Raw genomic sequence first — 14,241 nt, 5'->3', positions numbered from 1 at the left:
CGCGGCCGACCCGTCGGAACGGGCTGGCGACAACGGTGTCGGAACAGCCGGCGCGAGGCGCGCCCGAGACAGAGTGATCGGGCGTCGTCAGTGGGCCGGACAGATCGCGCTGCGCACGCGGCCGTAGTCGACGTGGCGACGAGCCACGAAGCGGCGGACGACAGCGGCGGTCATGGAAGTCATGCTGCCACACCCGACGGGGGCCGGCCAACGAGTGCGTGCGGGATCCCACATCACGGGCCACACCCCGACCACCGCCGATGCTAGGCTCCGCCGCCACCCCAACGGAGGAAACCCCCATGACCGACCCGCACGTCGACTCCGCCACGGCGGGCACCGGGACGGCGACCGCCCCGGCCGCCGGCCCGGATTCCCGGCGTCGACGCCGCGTCGTGGTGGTCGCCGCCGCCCTGCTCGGTCTGCTTCTGGTGGGGGCCGGCGCCGTGGTGGCGTACCGGAGCTTCGCACCGCCGGATGACGAGGACAGCGGCGTACGCGCCTGCCGCTCGGCCGGAGTTCTGCTCCGCGGCGAGCGTGGGGACACCGTGCCCCACGAGGACCTGGTCGAGTTGAACCGTCTCTTCGGGACGTCCGGACACCCCGACCTGGTCCGCGTCGGGGTCACCAGCGTCGGGCTGGTGGAACGCGTCCAGCTCAGGCGCGGCGAGCCCGGCCCGGGGGCGGACTTCTACCTGCACTCGCTGCGCCAGGCGCTGCCCCATCTCGTCGCCACCTGTGGGAAGCACGGGGTCACGGTCGAGGCGTGACGCCGGCCCTGATCGGCGGATCGGCGTACCGGGCGGCTGGACTGTGTGACGCTGCGGTGTGTGACCGGTTCCGCTGATCTGCCCGGCGAGCCCGTCTCGCCGCCGGGCGAGGTGACGGGCGGGCCTACGAACGAGGCGACAGGCGGGCCGGGCCGCACGGATCGGGTGGTCTGGATCGCGCCGACGCTGCTCACCCTGGCTGTCGTGCTGACCGGGATCGGCCGGGCGCAGCCGTGGCGCGACGAGTTGGCCACCTGGAGTGCGGCGAGTCGGTCGCCCGTAGACCTGGTCCGGCTCGCCGGCACCATCGACGCCGCCACCAGTCCCTACTACCTGTTCATGCACGCCTGGTTGGCGGTCTTCGGCGATTCGGTCCCCGCGCTGCGGCTGCCCGCCGCACTGGCCATGGCCGCCACGGCGGGGCTGACGGCGGTCCTCGGGCAGCGGCTGCTCGGTGCCCGGGCCGGGCTGCTCGCCGGGCTGCTCCTCGCGGTGCTGCCGGGCACCTCGCGGTACGGCCAGGAGGCCCGCCCGTACGCGCTGGCCACGTTCTTCGCCGTGCTGGCGACCCTGCTGCTGGTCGCGGCGCTGACCCGGCCAGGTTGGGCCCGCTGGGCCGGGTACGCCGTCGCCGTGGCCGCACTCGGCCTCGTCCACCTGGTCGCGCTCACCCTGCTCGCCGCCCACGCGGTGGCGGTGTTCGCCGCTCCCCGCGACCGGCCGCCGAACCGCCCGCTGCGCTGGGTGCTCGCCCTGGTGCCGGCGGCGCTGCTGCTGGCACCGCTGGTGTTGCTGGCCAGAGGGCAGCGGTCCCGGCAGCTCGGCTGGGTGGACACCGCCCGGCTGACCGACCTGACGACGCTGCCGACCGGGGTGGCGCAGAGCGGGGTGGTGGGGGGTCTGCTGCTCGGCCTCGCGGCGCTCGGTGCGGCCCGGCTGGGCCGGCGCGCACTCCTGCCCGGGCTCGCCGTGCTGCTGCCCGTGCTGCTGCTCTTCGCCGCGGGGCTGGTCGTACCGCTCTGGGTGCCCCGGTACCTCGTCTTCGTGGTGCCCTTCGCCTGCCTGCTCGCCGGCGCGGCGCTGGCGACCGTGCCGCTGCCGCCCGCGCTGGCCGTCGTCGCCCTGGCCGGGCTGCTCGGGCTGCCCGACCAGGCGGCGCTGCGGCGTACCCACGAGTGGCCGCGCAGCGCGACGGTGGACTACCGGGGCGCGGCCCGGATCGTCGCCGACGGTCAGCGGCCGGGCGACGCGGTCGTCTACTCCCCCCGGGAGAGCTGGCTCTTCCTCGACCTTGGCCTCGCGTACCACCTGGGCGACCGTCGGCCCCGCGACGTGCTGGTGACACAGGACCAGGCCCGCCGGGGCGACCTGTGGGCCGCCGAGTGCGCCCGCCCCGCAGAGTGCCTGGCCGGCGCGGATCGGGTCTGGCTGGTCGTGGCCGGCCGCCGCGACGATCCCCTGGCCGCCGTCGCCGGCGCCAAGGGCGACGCGCTGCGCGCCGACTACACCGTCGAACGGGTCTGGCCGCGCCCGGGACTCACCGTCGCCCTGCTCACCCGCTGACCCACCGCCCCCGCACCCCCGGCGCTCGCGCCGACGCGTCCGGGTCAGCCGGCGGAACGGCCCTCGGGGGCGTTGCGCACCAGCGGGACGACGAGCGTCGCCTCGGTGCCGCCCTTCGCGCCGTCGCGCAGCTCGATGGTGCCGCGCAGCTCGCCGGTGACCAGCGCGCGGACGATCTGCAAGCCGAGGTTGCCGCTCCGCTCGGCGTCGAAGTCGGGCGGCAGCCCGCGCCCGTTGTCGGTGACGGAGACGTGCAGCATCTTGCGGAACCGGTGCGCCGACAGCACCACCTCCGGCTCGACCGGACCGGCCGCCTCCGCCACGGCCGCTCCCGGGGCGGGCGGCCGGGCCTCGGCCGGGGCGGGGGTTCCGGGGCCGGTCGGGCCGCCGGGCGTTTCGGCGGCCGGCGGGAAGCCGTGCTCGACGGCGTTGAGCAGCAACTCGTTGAGCACCATCACCAGCGACGTGGCGACCTCGGCGGGCAGCACGCCGAAGCTGCCCTCGCGGCGCATGCCGACCGTGGCCTCCGTCGCGGCCACCTCCGTGGCGGCGCTGGCCACCCGGTCGACGATGCCGTCGAACTCGACCGCCTCGTCGCTGGACATGGAGAGGGTCTCGTGCACCAGCGCGATGGAGGCGACCCGGCGTACCGACTCCTCCAGGGCCACCCGGGCCTCGGGCATGGACACCCGGCGGGCCTGGAGCCGCAGCAGGGCGGCGACGGTCTGGAGGTTGTTCTTCACCCGGTGGTGGATCTCCCGGATGGTGGCGTCCTTGGTGATCAGGGCACGGTCCCGGCGGCGTACCTCGGTGATGTCGCGGACCAGCACCAGCGCGCCGATCGGCACCCCGGCGGGCATCAGCGGCAGCGCCCGGGTGAGCATCGTCGCGCCCCGCGCGTCGATCTCCCGGCGGGGCGGCGCCTCGCCGCGCAGCGCCGCGAGGATGCCGTTCGCCGCGTCCGTGCCCTCCAGCGGGTCGCTCGCCAGCCGGCGGTGCAGCGCCGCCAGGTCCTCGCCCACCAAGTGGGAGGCGTAGCCCAGCCGCCGGTACGCCGACTGCGCGTTCGGGCTCGCGTAGGTGACCTTGCCGCCGGCGTCGAGCCGGACCAGCCCGTCGCCGACGCGCGGGGCCGACGTGGTCTCCCCGGGATGGCGCGGCGGCGGGAAGGTCCCGTCGGCGATCATCTGGGCCAGGTCGTCGGCGGTGGTGAGGTAGTTCAGCTCCAGCTGGCTCGGGGTGCGCGCGGTGGAGAGGTTGGTGTCCCGCCCCACCACGGCGATCACCTCGCCGGCCTCCCCGTCGGTGGTGCGCAACCGGACCGGGATCGCCTCGTGCCGGGCCGGTACGTCGCCGTACCAGACCGGGTCGCCCTCCCGCCAGATCCGGCCCTGCCGGTGGGCCACCTCCAGGTGGGCCACCTCGGGTCCGCCGACGATCCGCCCCACCTGGTCGTCCAGGTACGCGGTGGGCGCGGTCGTCGGCCGGACCTGGGCGACGCAGAGGAACGCGCCGTCACCGTCCACGGGCACCCAGAGCAGCAGGTCGGCGAAGGACAGATCGGAGAGCAACTGCCAGTCGCCGGCGATCCGGTGCAGGTGGTCGATGTCGGCCGGGCGGAGGCGGGTGTGCTCCTCGGCGAGGTTGCGCAGCGTGGACACGTTGCCCAGCGTGCCACGACGGGCGTCACATCGTCGCGGTGACCTTCTTCAGCCCGCGCGGCGCGTCCGGGTCCTCGCCCCGGGCGAGCGCCAGCGCCAGCGCCAGGCGCTGCAACGGCAGGATGTCCAGCAGCGGCGCGTAGCGCTCGTCGACCTCGGGGACGGCCATCCGGGTGGCGCCCTCGACGTCGGCGGAGCCGACCACCACCACGTCGGCGCGGCGCTCGCCGAGGCGGGGCAGCACCTCGCCCATCGACCGGCCGCCCGGCCCGGAGCCGACCACGGCGAGCACCGGCACGTCCGGGTCGGTCATGGCGAGCGGGCCGTGCAGCAGGTCGGCGCCGGAGAACGCGAGCGCCGGCAGGTAGGAGGTCTCCATCAGCTTCAGCGCGGCCTCGCGGGCGGTCGGGTACGCGTACCCACGACCGGTGGTGACGAGCTGGCCGGCGAACCGGTAGCGGGGCGCGAGCTGGGTGGGGGTGGTGTCCTCCAGGGTGCGCGCGGCCAGCTCGGGCAGGGCGGCGAGCGCCTCGCGTTCGTCGGCGGGCAGCGCGCCGTCGCCGGCCCGGACGCCCTCGACGAGCATCAGCAGGGCGAGCAGCTCGGCGGTGTAGGTCTTGGTGGCGGCCACCGCGCGCTCGTGCCCGGCGGCGATGTCGACGCTCAGCTCGGCGACGCCGGCCAGCCGGGAGTCGGGCGCGTTGGTGACCGCGAGGGTCAGCGCGCCGGAGGCGCGGGCGGTCCGCAGCACCTCGGCGAGGTCGGGCGAGCCGCCGCTCTGGCTGACGCCGACGACCAGCGCGTCGGAGAGGTCCGGCTTCGCGCCGTAGAGGGTGACGACGCTGGGCGAGGCGAGGCCGGCGGGCAGGCCGAGCCGGATCTCGGTCAGGTACGCCCCGTAGAGGGCCGCGTGGTCGGAGGTGCCCCGGGCGGTGAAGACCACGTGCCGCGGGCGGCGTTCCGCGATGACCGCCGCCACCCGGGCGATCGCCCCGGCGTGCTCGGCGGAGAGCAGCCGCTCGTAGCCCGCCGGCTGCTCGTCGATGTCGGCCGCCATGCCGGCCCCTGCACGCGTCACGGAAACTCCTCCCACTGCGCGGTTGCCGCGCGTTTCCTGCTCAGTCTTGCACGTTTGCGCTGGCCTGAGCAATCGAACGAGCAGTAGTGCGCAGATGATCACCATCCCGGCGCAACATCACCTAGGCTTGCCCGGCCCCACCGACCGACGAGCGAGAGGACGACGTGCCCGAGGACGACCGGTCGCTGTCCGCGGCGGAGGAACTTGCCCTGGCCCGCCTCGCCATGGACGACAACGACCTGGCACACGCGGCCGGTCACGTCGCCGCCGCGCTGGCCCAGGCCCCGACCCTGCCCGAGGTGCACGAGACCCTCGCCCGGCTCGCCGCCACCGACGGCGCGGGCGGCGTCGACCTCTTCCCGCTCCAGGGCCACGCGTTCGTCGGCACCGTCGTGGCCCGCGCGCACCTGCTCGCCGCCGCCGGCCGGCCCGCCGAGGGGCTGGACCTGCTGGTCGCGGCGACCGGCCACGCGCCGGGGACGGACTGGGCCGGGGTGCCGTGGGTGACCACCCCGGAACTCGCCGAACGCCTCGAACCGGACCGGGCCGCCCGGATCCTCATGCAGGTCTGCGCCGCCGCGCCCGACCCGGTGCCCCGGGCCGGCCGGGCCGCCCTGGCCCCCTACCTGGCACTGGCCCGCAACGCGGTCACCGTCCACCCCGAGCACGGCCTGCTGCTGGGCGCGGCGTCCGCGCTGGCCAGGCGCGTCGGCGAGGTCGACCTGGCGATCCGCTGGGCCGCCCGGGGCGTACGCGCGGAGCCGTCGAAGATCGGCGAGGTGTGGCTCGGGTACGCGTACCGCAGCGCCGGGCGCACCCGGGAGGCGCTGGCGGCACTCGGCCGCGCCGTCGCGCACGACCCCGACGACCTCACCGTCTACGCCGACATCGCCGGCACGCTCGCCGACAACGGGCGGCTCGACGAGGCGCTCGACTGGATAGACCGGGCGCTGGCCCGGGACCCCTCCTTCGAGTGCGCCGTGCACACCGCGCACCGGCTGCGGCACCAGCGCGACGGCGACGTGGCGCACCTGGTCGCGCTCGCCGACTTCGTCCGGGACCATCCCGACGACACGCACGAGCACGGCGACCTGGCCGAGAGCTGCCGGAGCCGCCCCTGGCTCGGGCAGGTCACCCCGGCGACCGGGCCGGTGGTGGACGCGCTGCGTCAGGCCGTCACCGACGAGCGCGTCGGCCTCGGCGCCGTACGGCTGGAGCAGCCCCCGCCGCCCAGCGCGCTGCGTGCCGCCGCGACGGCCGCGCCCGGGCTGCGGATCGAGGTGGCCGGCGTGCCCGACCCGGACCCGCGCGAGCCCCGGCGGGCGACCGCCCGGCGGCTCTGGGAGCACGACGGGACGACGGTCGTGCCCGCCGTGCCGGCGCCCTCGCCGGAGGCGGCGGCGCGGCTGCGGCAGCTCGCCCACCCGGCGTGGCCGCACCCGCCGGCGGCGTACGACGCGGCGGTCGGCCTGGCCACCCTGGAGCTGGACGACCTGCTCGGCCTGCTGGCGCACCCGCCGGAGGCGCCGCCGACCGCGCTGGGCCGGGTACTCGGGCAGGACCCCTCGCTCTGGGTGCGCTGCGTCCAGGTGTGGGCGTGCCTGGGCCTGCTGCACCACCGCACCGACGAGCCGTGGGCGGAGTCGACCCGGCGCCGGGTGCTGCTGGACCTGGTCTGGGGCGTCGAGGACTGGGTCACCGAGGCGGCCCTGTTCGCCCTGGTCACCGCCGCCTGGGTCGACCCGGACGTGCGCGCCGACGTGGCCCGGGTGGTGACCGAGCGGCTGGCCGACGTGGCAGCGGTCGCCCGGAGCCGCCCGGCGCCGATCGCGCCGTCGCTGGCGCACCTGGCCCTGGCCAGCCCGGCCCTGGACCCGGAGACGGCGGCCCTGGCCACCGCGCTGACGGTCACCGGCCAGGTCCCCCGGCCGCGTTCCCGCCTGCGCCGCCTCTGGGGGCTCCTCAGGCGCCGGTGAGCCGTCGTCGCCGGGGCCTCACGCGCCGGACAGCTCCAGCCGCAGGCCGAGCAGGTGCACCCCGTCCACGGGCGCCCAGTCCAGCTCTGGCACCCGCACGAAGCCACGACGCCGGTAGAGCCGCTGGGCGGAGGCGGCGAAGCCCTCGCGGACGCAGATGACGACTGCGGAGCAGCCCAGCTCGGTCGCCCGCGACACGCAGGCCTCGACCAGCGCCGCGCCGACGCCCCGCCCCTGCGCGGCCGGGTCCACCGCCAGCATCCGGAACTCCGCCTCACCCGCCCGGGACAGCTCGGCGTAGCGGGTGCCGGGCAGGACGAGGGTCACCGAGCCGAGCAGCTCGCCGGTGGCGTCGTCGACGGCGACGAGCACCTCGCCGTCCCGGGCCCGGGACGCCACGTCGGCGAGTACGGCGGCGTAGCCGTGCTCGTTCTTCAGCTGGCCGTCCGCCTCGTACGCGGCCACCGTCAGCCGGGCCACCGCCGCGAAGTCGGCCGGCCCGGCCCGGCGTACCGAGAGGCCGGTCAATCGATCACCGCGATCAGGTCACCGTCCTGCACGACGTCGCCCTCGTTGACCGCGAGCTGCTTGACGACGCCGTCGGACTCGGCGACGACCGGGATCTCCATCTTCATCGACTCCAGGATCACCAGGGTGTCCCCCTCGGACACGGTGTCCCCGGCCGACGCGACGACCTTCCAGACGTTCGCCACCATCTCGGCGCGGATCTCCTCGGCCATCTTCGGGCCCTCCCTCTCGCGGTTGCCTGCCGACGTATCCAATCATGCGGGCGACCTCCGGCGGGCGTGGAGCGGCGCGGGCCGGGTCGATGATCGACTCAGGGGCGGTCCCCCGGCGGGTCGTGCGGCGTGGCGCGGCGTCGGCGGCCCCGGCGGACGACGGCGGGTGCCGGCCGCACTAGCATCAGCGGGTCGGACCCGGCGCCGGGAGGACCGGTGCGTGCACCGGCGCCGAGATCGTGCGCAGGCGGGATCCGACCATCACGAGGAGGTCACCATGGCGAAGAAGGCCCGCAAGAAGAAGGCCCGCAAGAAGAGCGGCGCGAACCACGGCAAGCGCCCCAACTCCTGACCGGCGGCCGGGCCCCACGGCCCGGCGTCGACCAGTCGGCGCAGACGCCGGTGGCCCGGGTCGTCACGACCCGGGCCACCGGCGTTGCTGTCTCCGGGGGCACCGACCTCGGTCGGCTGCCGCACCCGGCCCGACCTCAGTCGGCAAGCTCCTTCGACTCGGTGCCCTCGAAGACGACCAGCTCGGTGAGGCGCAGCCGCAGCCGCTCCCGCAGCTGGTCGGGCGCGGTCTCGTTGCCGCAGCAGCGGGCCACCAGCGCCCGCACCTCCTGCTCGATGCCGTACTCGCGCAGGCACGGGCCGCACTCGTCGAGGTGGTGCCGGATCAGCGTGCGCCGCTCGTCGGCGCACTCCAGATCCAGGTAGAGGTAGACCTCCGCGATGACCTCGCGGCAATCCGTCTCGTGCGGATCTCCACAGCTCATGTCAGACCTCCCGGCCGGCGGAAGCGGTCGAGCCCTTCTTCGACGCCGCGGCGCTGAAGCCCCGCTCGGCGGCGTACTGTTCGAGCAGCTTGCGCAGATTACGCCGGCCCCGGTGCAGACGCGACATGACCGTGCCGATCGGCGTGCCCATGATGTCGGCGACCTCCTTGTAGGAGAAGCCCTCGACGTCGGTGAGGTAGACGGCCAGGCGGAACTCCTCCGGCAGCTGCTGGAGGGCCTCCTTGACGTCGCTGTCCGGCAGCCGGTCCAGCGCCTCGGTCTCGGCCGAGCGCAGCCCGCTGGAGGTGTGCGACTCGGCCTCGGCGAGCTGCCAGTCGGTGATCTCGTCGGTCGGCGCCTGGATGGGCTGGCGCTGCCGCTTGCGGTAGGAGTTGATGTAGGTGTTGGTCAGGATCCGGTAGAGCCAGGCCTTCAGGTTCGTGCCCTGCTCGAACTGGTGGAAGGCGGCGTACGCCTTCAGGTAGGTCTCCTGGACCAGGTCCTCGGCATCCGCCGGGTTGCGGGTCATCCGCAGCCCGGCAGCGTAGAGCTGATCGACGAAGGGCATCGCGTCCCGCTCGAAGCGGGCCCTGCGCTCGTCCGTCTTCTCGGTGGTCAACCGCACATCCCCTCGCGTCGGATGCTGTCCCGCCGAGGATACGCGTACGGACGTGCCCGCAGATTCACTTCCGGCGGGTGTGCTCGTACTCACCGTGTGCGTGCTCGCCGCGGCCGGGCCGACCGGCGGCACCACCGCGGGCCAGTCCGGGCCGCCCAGCAGCCGTCGCCACTGCCGCGCTCCCCGCTCGTCCCGTTCCCGGACCCGCGTCTCGGTCGGCACCGGTCTCCCCCCTCGCCAGAAATGTCGTCCCGGGGGGTGCAACGCCCCCGACGGGGCGGGGCATTCCGCTCGCCTCCCCCGTTCCTGGTCCCGGCGCCGGCGGAGGCCGACGCTGGGACCAGGAAGGGCCTGGGAGGACCGGCGCCGCCCGCCCGAACCGGGCGTCCGGCGCCATCCGATGCAACGAACCGCCGCGGCAGGCGGACACGGCCCGCCGGAGCGCCGGGCGTCCGCCGCCGGAGCGCGCCCGCACCCCGGTCACGGCGGGCGCCGGTCCCGGTCGCGTGGGCGGCGAGGACGGCGGGGGTGGCGGTCAGCCCCGCGCCCAGCCCCGCCCGCGCAGCCAGTCGCGCACCACGGCGGCCGTGCCGGCCGGGTCCCCCCGCAGGTCGTGCCGCTCCCCCGGGCGGGTCACCACGTGCACCCCCGGCCCCGGCTCCGGCACCCCGAACGGGTCACGGTCGCCGTTGACCACGAGGGTCGGCAGGCCGGTCGCCAACTCCGCCGCCCGCGACCGCTCCGGGCGGCCGGGCGGGTGCAGCGGGAACGCGAGCGCGACGACCCCGGCGGCGCCCACCGCGGGCGCGGTGCGGCACGCCACCCGCGCGCCACTGGACCGGCCGCCCACCAGCAGCGGTACGCCGGGATGCCGCTGCCGCAGCACGGCGAGCACGGCGGTCCACGCCTCGTCGAGGTGCCCCGCCGGTGCCGGCGCACGCCGTCCGGCGACGCGGTACGGCTGGGTCACCCGGGCCACCACCAGCCCGGCGTCGACCGCCGCGTCCCGGAGCGCACGCAGGTCGGGGGCGTCGACGTCGCCGCCCGCGCCGTGCCCGAGCACCAGCAGGGCGCTCGGCGCCCCCGCCGGCAGGTCGGTGTCGACCCGGGCGGGCCCGCGCGGGGTGGGTACGTCGTCGTCCTCGGGCATCGGCCCATTCTGCGGTGTCCGGGGCACGACGGGCAGCCGGCCCGCCGAGATGGCGGGCCGGCTGCGACCGGTTCAGTCGACGGTCAGCTCAGCGGCACCAGGGTGAGCAGCCGGTCCCGGACCGGAGGACCCGCCTCGCGGGCGGCGTCCGGATCCGGTTGCACCTCGTCGCGCCAGGCGACCAGCATCGCCCGCCGTTCGCGCGGGGTGGTGCCGCCCCAGACGCCGTGGCAGTCACCCACGTCAAGCGCCCAGGCCAGGCAGGATCCCTGCACGTCACAGCTCCGGCAGAGTGCGACGGCCGCGTCGGCTGGCTCGTTCGGCGCCGGAAAGAACGTTTCCGGGTCGACGTTCTGGCAGGTTCCCCTGGTGCGCCACGCCTCGTCCTGTCGCCGCTCCCGCAACGCCCGCAACAGCCGCGGATCACGTCGTGCGGTGGCCACCTCGTGCGGCCGGGGCATACGTGCCCGTGTCATCCACCCACCTCCCCCGTGGGACCGGCAAGATCGGTGTGCGTCGTCCGCCCCGTGCGAGTCGCGCCCACTACCGGCGCTGTGTTGTATCGCACTTCCGGACACCGGGACAAGACTTCACGGCGAATATGGGTGAACGTCGGGGCGACGTTTCGCCCGCAACTCTGGCAAATCACGCCCGACAATGTGTCGGACTGTCAGAAGAGCGTCATTTCCTCCGGCGCGGCGGCCCGGGCGAGCGGCACCCTCTCGGTCAACTGCGGCCCGTCGTTACGCACGTCGCCCACCGCCGTGCCCACCGGGCGGATCTCCAGCGTCGCGAGCCAGTCGGGCGGGGGCGGCGCGAGCAGGCCCGCCGGCTCGTCGGTCGACGCCAGCCACGCCCCCCATCGGTCGCGGGGCAGCAGCAGCGGCATCCGGTCGTGCACCTCGGCCAACTCGCCCAGCGCGGCGGTGGTGAGCACGCTGAAGGTCAGCAGTGGACCGCCGGAGCCGTCCCAGACCGACCAGATGCCGGCGAAGGCGAGCACCGAGCCGTTCGACGGGGTCATGTAGTAGGGCTGCTTGCGCCCGTCGGCCGCGCGGACCCACTCGTACCAGCCGTCGGCGGGGACGAGGCAGCGGCGGCGGGCGAAGGCCCCGGCGTACGCCCGGCTGGTGGCGACCGTCTCGGCGCGGGCGTTGATCATGCGGGCGGCACCCGCGGGCGACCTCGACCAGGACGGGACCAGGCCCCAGCGGCCGACCGACAACGCGCGGTGGCCCTCCGGGCTGACCCGCACCAGCGGCACCGGGTCGGTGGGCGCGACGTTGTGGTCGGGGCCGACCCCGCCGCCGGTCTCGTCCTGGGACTCGAACAGCGCGCTCAGGTCGCCCGCGCTCCGGGTCGTCGCGTACCTCCCGCACATGCCGCACACGCTAACCCGCCGCGCGGCGCCCGGCTGTCCCGCTGACCGGGAGGACGCGTGCCGGCCGGCGCCACCCGCCGTCGGACGCGGCAGAATGTAACCGTGGGGAACCTGATCGCGACCCGGCCGCCGCAGCCGTGGACCGCTCCGACCGCCTCCGACCCGGTCGCGGCGACGCTGCGCCTGCCCGGGTCCAAGTCGATGACCGCGCGCGCCCTGGTGCTGAGCGCGCTGGCCGGCGGCCCGTCGACCCTGGCCGGGCCGCTGCGCGCACGGGACACCGAGCTGATGGCCGCCGGGCTGCGCGCGATGGGCGCGCACATGTCGATCAGCGACGACGAGCGCTGGCTGGTCCGCCCCCACCCGCTGGTCGGCCCCGCACACGTCGACGTCGGCCTGGCCGGCACCGTGATGCGCTTCGTCCCGCCCGTGGCGGGCCTGGCCGACGGGCGGATCACCTTCGACGGCGACCCGCAGGCCCGCACCCGGCCCCTCGGCCCGCTGATCGGGGCGCTGCGCTCCCTCGGCGCGCGCGTGGACGCCCCCGCCACCGGCAGCCTGCCGCTGACCGTGCTCGGCACCGGGCGGGTGGCCGGCGGCGAGGTGGTGATCGACGCCTCCGCTTCCAGCCAACTCGTCTCCGGCCTGCTGCTGGCCGCGCCGCGCTTCGACCGGGGCGTGGTGGTCCGGCACGTGGGCCCGCCGGTGCCCTCCGCGCCGCACCTGCGGATGACGGTGCAGATGCTCCGGGCCGCCGGCGCGGCGGTCGACGACGGCACCCCCGACGTGTGGGTGGTCGAGCCGGGCCCGCTGACGGGGCGCGGCTGGCAGATCGAGCCCGACCTGTCGGGCGCCGTGCCGTTCTTCGCCGCCGCCCTGGTCACCGGCGGGGAGGTGACCCTCCAGGGCTGGCCGCGCAGCAGCGCCCAGCCCGTCGAGCAGCTCCGCTCGCTGCTCCAGCGGATGGGCGGCGAGGTGACCCTCTCCACCGACGGGCTGACGGTCCGGGGCACCGGCGCGGTGCACGGCATCGAGGCCGACCTCTCCGACGTCAGCGAGCTGACCCCGGCGCTCACCGCGCTGGCCATGCTCGCCGACTCGCCGTCGGTGTTCACCGGCGTCGGCCACATCCGCGGCCACGAGACCGACCGGCTGACCGCGCTGGCGCGGGAGTTCGCCGCGCTCGGCGCCGACATCACCGAGTCCCCCGACGGGCTCGAGATCCGGCCCCGGCCGCTGCACGGCGGGGTGTTCGAGACCTACCACGACCACCGGATGGCGCACGCCGCCGCCGTGGCCGGCCTGGCCGTCCCCGGCATCGAGTTGAGCGACGTGGGGTGCACCTCGAAGACCATGCCCGAGTTTCCGGCACTATGGTCGGCGTTGGTGACCGGCAAGAGCTGACACGAAGGGGGGCGGGTCCTGGCGACCAGACGGCGGGAGTACGACGAGGACGACGTCCGGGTGCGGCCCGGCAGGTCGTCGCGCCCGCGTACCCGCACCCGACCCCGGCACTCCGACGCGGTGGACGGCTTCGTGATCGCCGTCGACCGGGGCCGCTACACGTGCGTGCCGCCCGACGCCGAGCCGGACGCGCCCCTGGTCACCGCGATGCGGGCCCGGGAGCTGGGGCGCAAGTCGGTGGTGGTCGGCGACCGCGTCGGCCTGGTCGGGGACACCTCCGGCGCGGCCGGGGCGCTGGCCCGGATCGTCCGGATCGCCGAGCGGACGTCGGTGCTGCGGCGCACCGCCGACGACGACGAGACCACCGCCGAGGGACGGCTGGAACGGGTGGTCGTCGCCAACGCCGACCAGTTGGTCATCGTGAGCGCGCTGGCCGACCCGCCGCCGCGCACCGGCTTCATCGACCGGTGCCTGGTGGCCGCGTACGACGCCGGCATCGAGCCGCTGCTCTGCCTCACCAAGGCCGACCTGGCCGGCCCCGAGGCGGTGCTCGACTACTACGCCGAGCTGGAACTGCCGTACGTGCTGATCCGCCCGGAATCCGACCTCGACGCGCTGCGCGACCTGCTCGCCGGGCGGATCTCGGTCATGGTTGGGCACTCCGGGGTGGGCAAGTCGACGCTGGTCAACCGCCTCGTGCCGGACGCCGCCCGGGCGGTCGGCACCGTCAGCGCGATCGGCCGGGGCCGGCACACCTCCACGAGCGCGGTGGCGCTGCGACTGCCCCGGGACCCGACGCACGGCGGGAACGCCCCGGCCGGCTGGATCGTCGACACCCCGGGGGTACGCAGCTTCGGGCTCGCGCACGTCTCCGCCGACAGCCTGCTGCACGGCTTCCCCGACCTGGTCGAGGGGACGGTCGACTGCCCCGCCAACTGCCCGCACACGCCGGACGAGACCGCCTGCGGGCTGGACGCCTGGGTCGCCGCCGGCAAGGCCGACGCGCGGCGGCTGGCCTCGTACCGCCGGCTGCTGGCCTCCCGGTCGGGTGAGGGCGACGCGCGGGCGGAGCCCGACCAGCGGAACCCGGGCGACCCGCTCGCGGGGTCCTGACCCGGGCGTCGCT

At 75.9% G+C, this 14,241-nt stretch carries 15 protein-coding genes; 6 read left to right on the top strand and 9 right to left on the bottom strand.

The annotated features are described in order from the left end of the window. Positions 1-299: 299 nt before the first annotated feature. Both RM555_RS19140 and RM555_RS19135 read left to right on the top strand, forming a co-directional pair. Positions 300-767: a hypothetical protein gene (locus RM555_RS19140; RefSeq protein WP_311413039.1), complete on the top strand. Its 468-nt coding sequence runs from the start codon at positions 300-302 to the stop codon at positions 765-767. A gap of 165 nt (positions 768-932) precedes the next feature. Next, positions 933-2,330: a glycosyltransferase family 39 protein gene (locus RM555_RS19135; RefSeq protein ID WP_396888811.1), complete on the top strand. Its 1,398-nt coding sequence runs from the start codon at positions 933-935 to the stop codon at positions 2,328-2,330. A gap of 44 nt (positions 2,331-2,374) precedes the next feature. On the opposite strand, the gene RM555_RS19130 is transcribed toward RM555_RS19135, so the two are convergent. Both RM555_RS19130 and RM555_RS19125 read right to left on the bottom strand, forming a co-directional pair. Beyond that, complete coding sequence (locus tag RM555_RS19130) at positions 2,375-3,991, bottom strand: histidine kinase N-terminal domain-containing protein (RefSeq protein ID WP_311413038.1); 1,617 nt, start codon at positions 3,989-3,991, stop codon at positions 2,375-2,377. 25 nt (positions 3,992-4,016) lie between these two features. After that, positions 4,017-5,048 carry an SIS domain-containing protein gene (locus RM555_RS19125; RefSeq protein WP_132231368.1) on the bottom strand — a complete coding sequence of 344 codons (1,032 nt, stop codon included), beginning with the start codon at positions 5,046-5,048 and terminating at the stop codon, positions 4,017-4,019. Positions 5,049-5,293: 245 nt separating this feature from the next. On the opposite strand from RM555_RS19125, the gene RM555_RS19120 reads away from it, so the two are divergent. After that, on the top strand, positions 5,294-7,045 hold the full coding sequence (locus RM555_RS19120) for a tetratricopeptide repeat protein (RefSeq protein ID WP_396888810.1): 1,752 nt from the start codon (positions 5,294-5,296) through the stop codon (positions 7,043-7,045). Positions 7,046-7,063: 18 nt separating this feature from the next. On the opposite strand, the gene RM555_RS19115 is transcribed toward RM555_RS19120, so the two are convergent. Then, positions 7,064-7,573 (bottom strand): GNAT family N-acetyltransferase, encoded by a 510-nt coding sequence (locus RM555_RS19115; RefSeq protein WP_311413036.1) that lies wholly within the window; start codon positions 7,571-7,573, stop codon positions 7,064-7,066. After that, positions 7,570-7,785 (bottom strand): biotin/lipoyl-binding carrier protein, encoded by a 216-nt coding sequence (locus tag RM555_RS19110; RefSeq protein WP_088973021.1) that lies wholly within the window; start codon positions 7,783-7,785, stop codon positions 7,570-7,572. The genes RM555_RS19115 and RM555_RS19110 overlap by 4 nt, the downstream gene beginning before the upstream one ends. A gap of 277 nt (positions 7,786-8,062) precedes the next feature. Between RM555_RS19110 and RM555_RS31050 the strand changes: the two genes are divergently transcribed. After that, positions 8,063-8,137, top strand: a complete 75-nt coding sequence (locus RM555_RS31050; RefSeq protein WP_369700219.1) for a 50S ribosomal protein bL37 — start codon at positions 8,063-8,065, stop codon at positions 8,135-8,137. 136 nt (positions 8,138-8,273) lie between these two features. Here RM555_RS31050 and rsrA read toward each other — a convergent pair whose 3' ends face one another. The 5 genes from rsrA to RM555_RS19080 all read right to left on the bottom strand — a co-directional run bounded on the left by rsrA (position 8,274) and on the right by RM555_RS19080 (position 11,711). Further along, positions 8,274-8,561: a mycothiol system anti-sigma-R factor gene (gene rsrA, locus RM555_RS19100; RefSeq protein WP_311413035.1), complete on the bottom strand. Its 288-nt coding sequence runs from the start codon at positions 8,559-8,561 to the stop codon at positions 8,274-8,276. A gap of 1 nt (position 8,562) precedes the next feature. After that, positions 8,563-9,402 carry a sigma-70 family RNA polymerase sigma factor gene (locus RM555_RS19095; protein ID WP_311413034.1) on the bottom strand — a complete coding sequence of 280 codons (840 nt, stop codon included), beginning with the start codon at positions 9,400-9,402 and terminating at the stop codon, positions 8,563-8,565. Positions 9,403-9,715: 313 nt separating this feature from the next. Beyond that, positions 9,716-10,330 (bottom strand): alpha/beta hydrolase family protein, encoded by a 615-nt coding sequence (locus RM555_RS19090; protein WP_311413033.1) that lies wholly within the window; start codon positions 10,328-10,330, stop codon positions 9,716-9,718. Positions 10,331-10,413: 83 nt separating this feature from the next. Next, entirely contained in the window at positions 10,414-10,806 is a 393-nt protein-coding gene (locus RM555_RS19085) for a WhiB family transcriptional regulator (RefSeq protein WP_121399693.1), read from the bottom strand. Positions 10,807-11,000: 194 nt separating this feature from the next. After that, a complete protein-coding gene (locus RM555_RS19080) occupies positions 11,001-11,711 on the bottom strand; it encodes an SOS response-associated peptidase (RefSeq protein WP_311413032.1) in 711 nt (236 codons plus the stop codon). Positions 11,712-11,813: 102 nt separating this feature from the next. On the opposite strand from RM555_RS19080, the gene aroA reads away from it, so the two are divergent. Further along, on the top strand, positions 11,814-13,115 hold the full coding sequence (aroA, locus tag RM555_RS19075; protein ID WP_311413031.1) for a 3-phosphoshikimate 1-carboxyvinyltransferase: 1,302 nt from the start codon (positions 11,814-11,816) through the stop codon (positions 13,113-13,115). 165 nt (positions 13,116-13,280) lie between these two features. After that, a complete protein-coding gene (gene rsgA / locus RM555_RS19070; protein WP_311413088.1) occupies positions 13,281-14,228 on the top strand; it encodes a ribosome small subunit-dependent GTPase A in 948 nt (315 codons plus the stop codon). The last annotated feature ends 13 nt before the right edge of the window (positions 14,229-14,241 follow it).

Source organism: Micromonospora reichwaldensis (assembly GCF_031845925.1).
GTDB classification, from domain to species: domain Bacteria; phylum Actinomycetota; class Actinomycetes; order Mycobacteriales; family Micromonosporaceae; genus Micromonospora; species Micromonospora reichwaldensis.
Note: the sequence above shows the minus strand (reverse complement) of the source record. Positions and strands in the feature narration are given on the sequence as shown.

Bases quoted from the DNA above. Each gene is read 5' to 3' on its own strand.
- RM555_RS19110 (WP_088973021.1), bottom strand. From the start codon at position 7,785: ATGGCCGAGGAGATCCGCGCCGAGATGGTGGCGAACGTCTGGAAGGTC.
- RM555_RS19080 (WP_311413032.1), bottom strand. From the start codon at position 11,711: ATGTGCGGGAGGTACGCGACGACCCGGAGCGCGGGCGACCTGAGCGCG.
- RM555_RS19120 (WP_396888810.1), top strand. From the start codon at position 5,294: ATGGACGACAACGACCTGGCACACGCGGCCGGTCACGTCGCCGCCGCG.
- RM555_RS19125 (WP_132231368.1), bottom strand. From the start codon at position 5,048: ATGGCGGCCGACATCGACGAGCAGCCGGCGGGCTACGAGCGGCTGCTC.
- RM555_RS19085 (WP_121399693.1), bottom strand. From the start codon at position 10,806: ATGACACGGGCACGTATGCCCCGGCCGCACGAGGTGGCCACCGCACGA.
- RM555_RS19090 (WP_311413033.1), bottom strand. From the start codon at position 10,330: ATGCCCGAGGACGACGACGTACCCACCCCGCGCGGGCCCGCCCGGGTC.
- RM555_RS19140 (WP_311413039.1), top strand. From the start codon at position 300: ATGACCGACCCGCACGTCGACTCCGCCACGGCGGGCACCGGGACGGCG.
- rsrA (WP_311413035.1), bottom strand. From the start codon at position 8,561: ATGAGCTGTGGAGATCCGCACGAGACGGATTGCCGCGAGGTCATCGCG.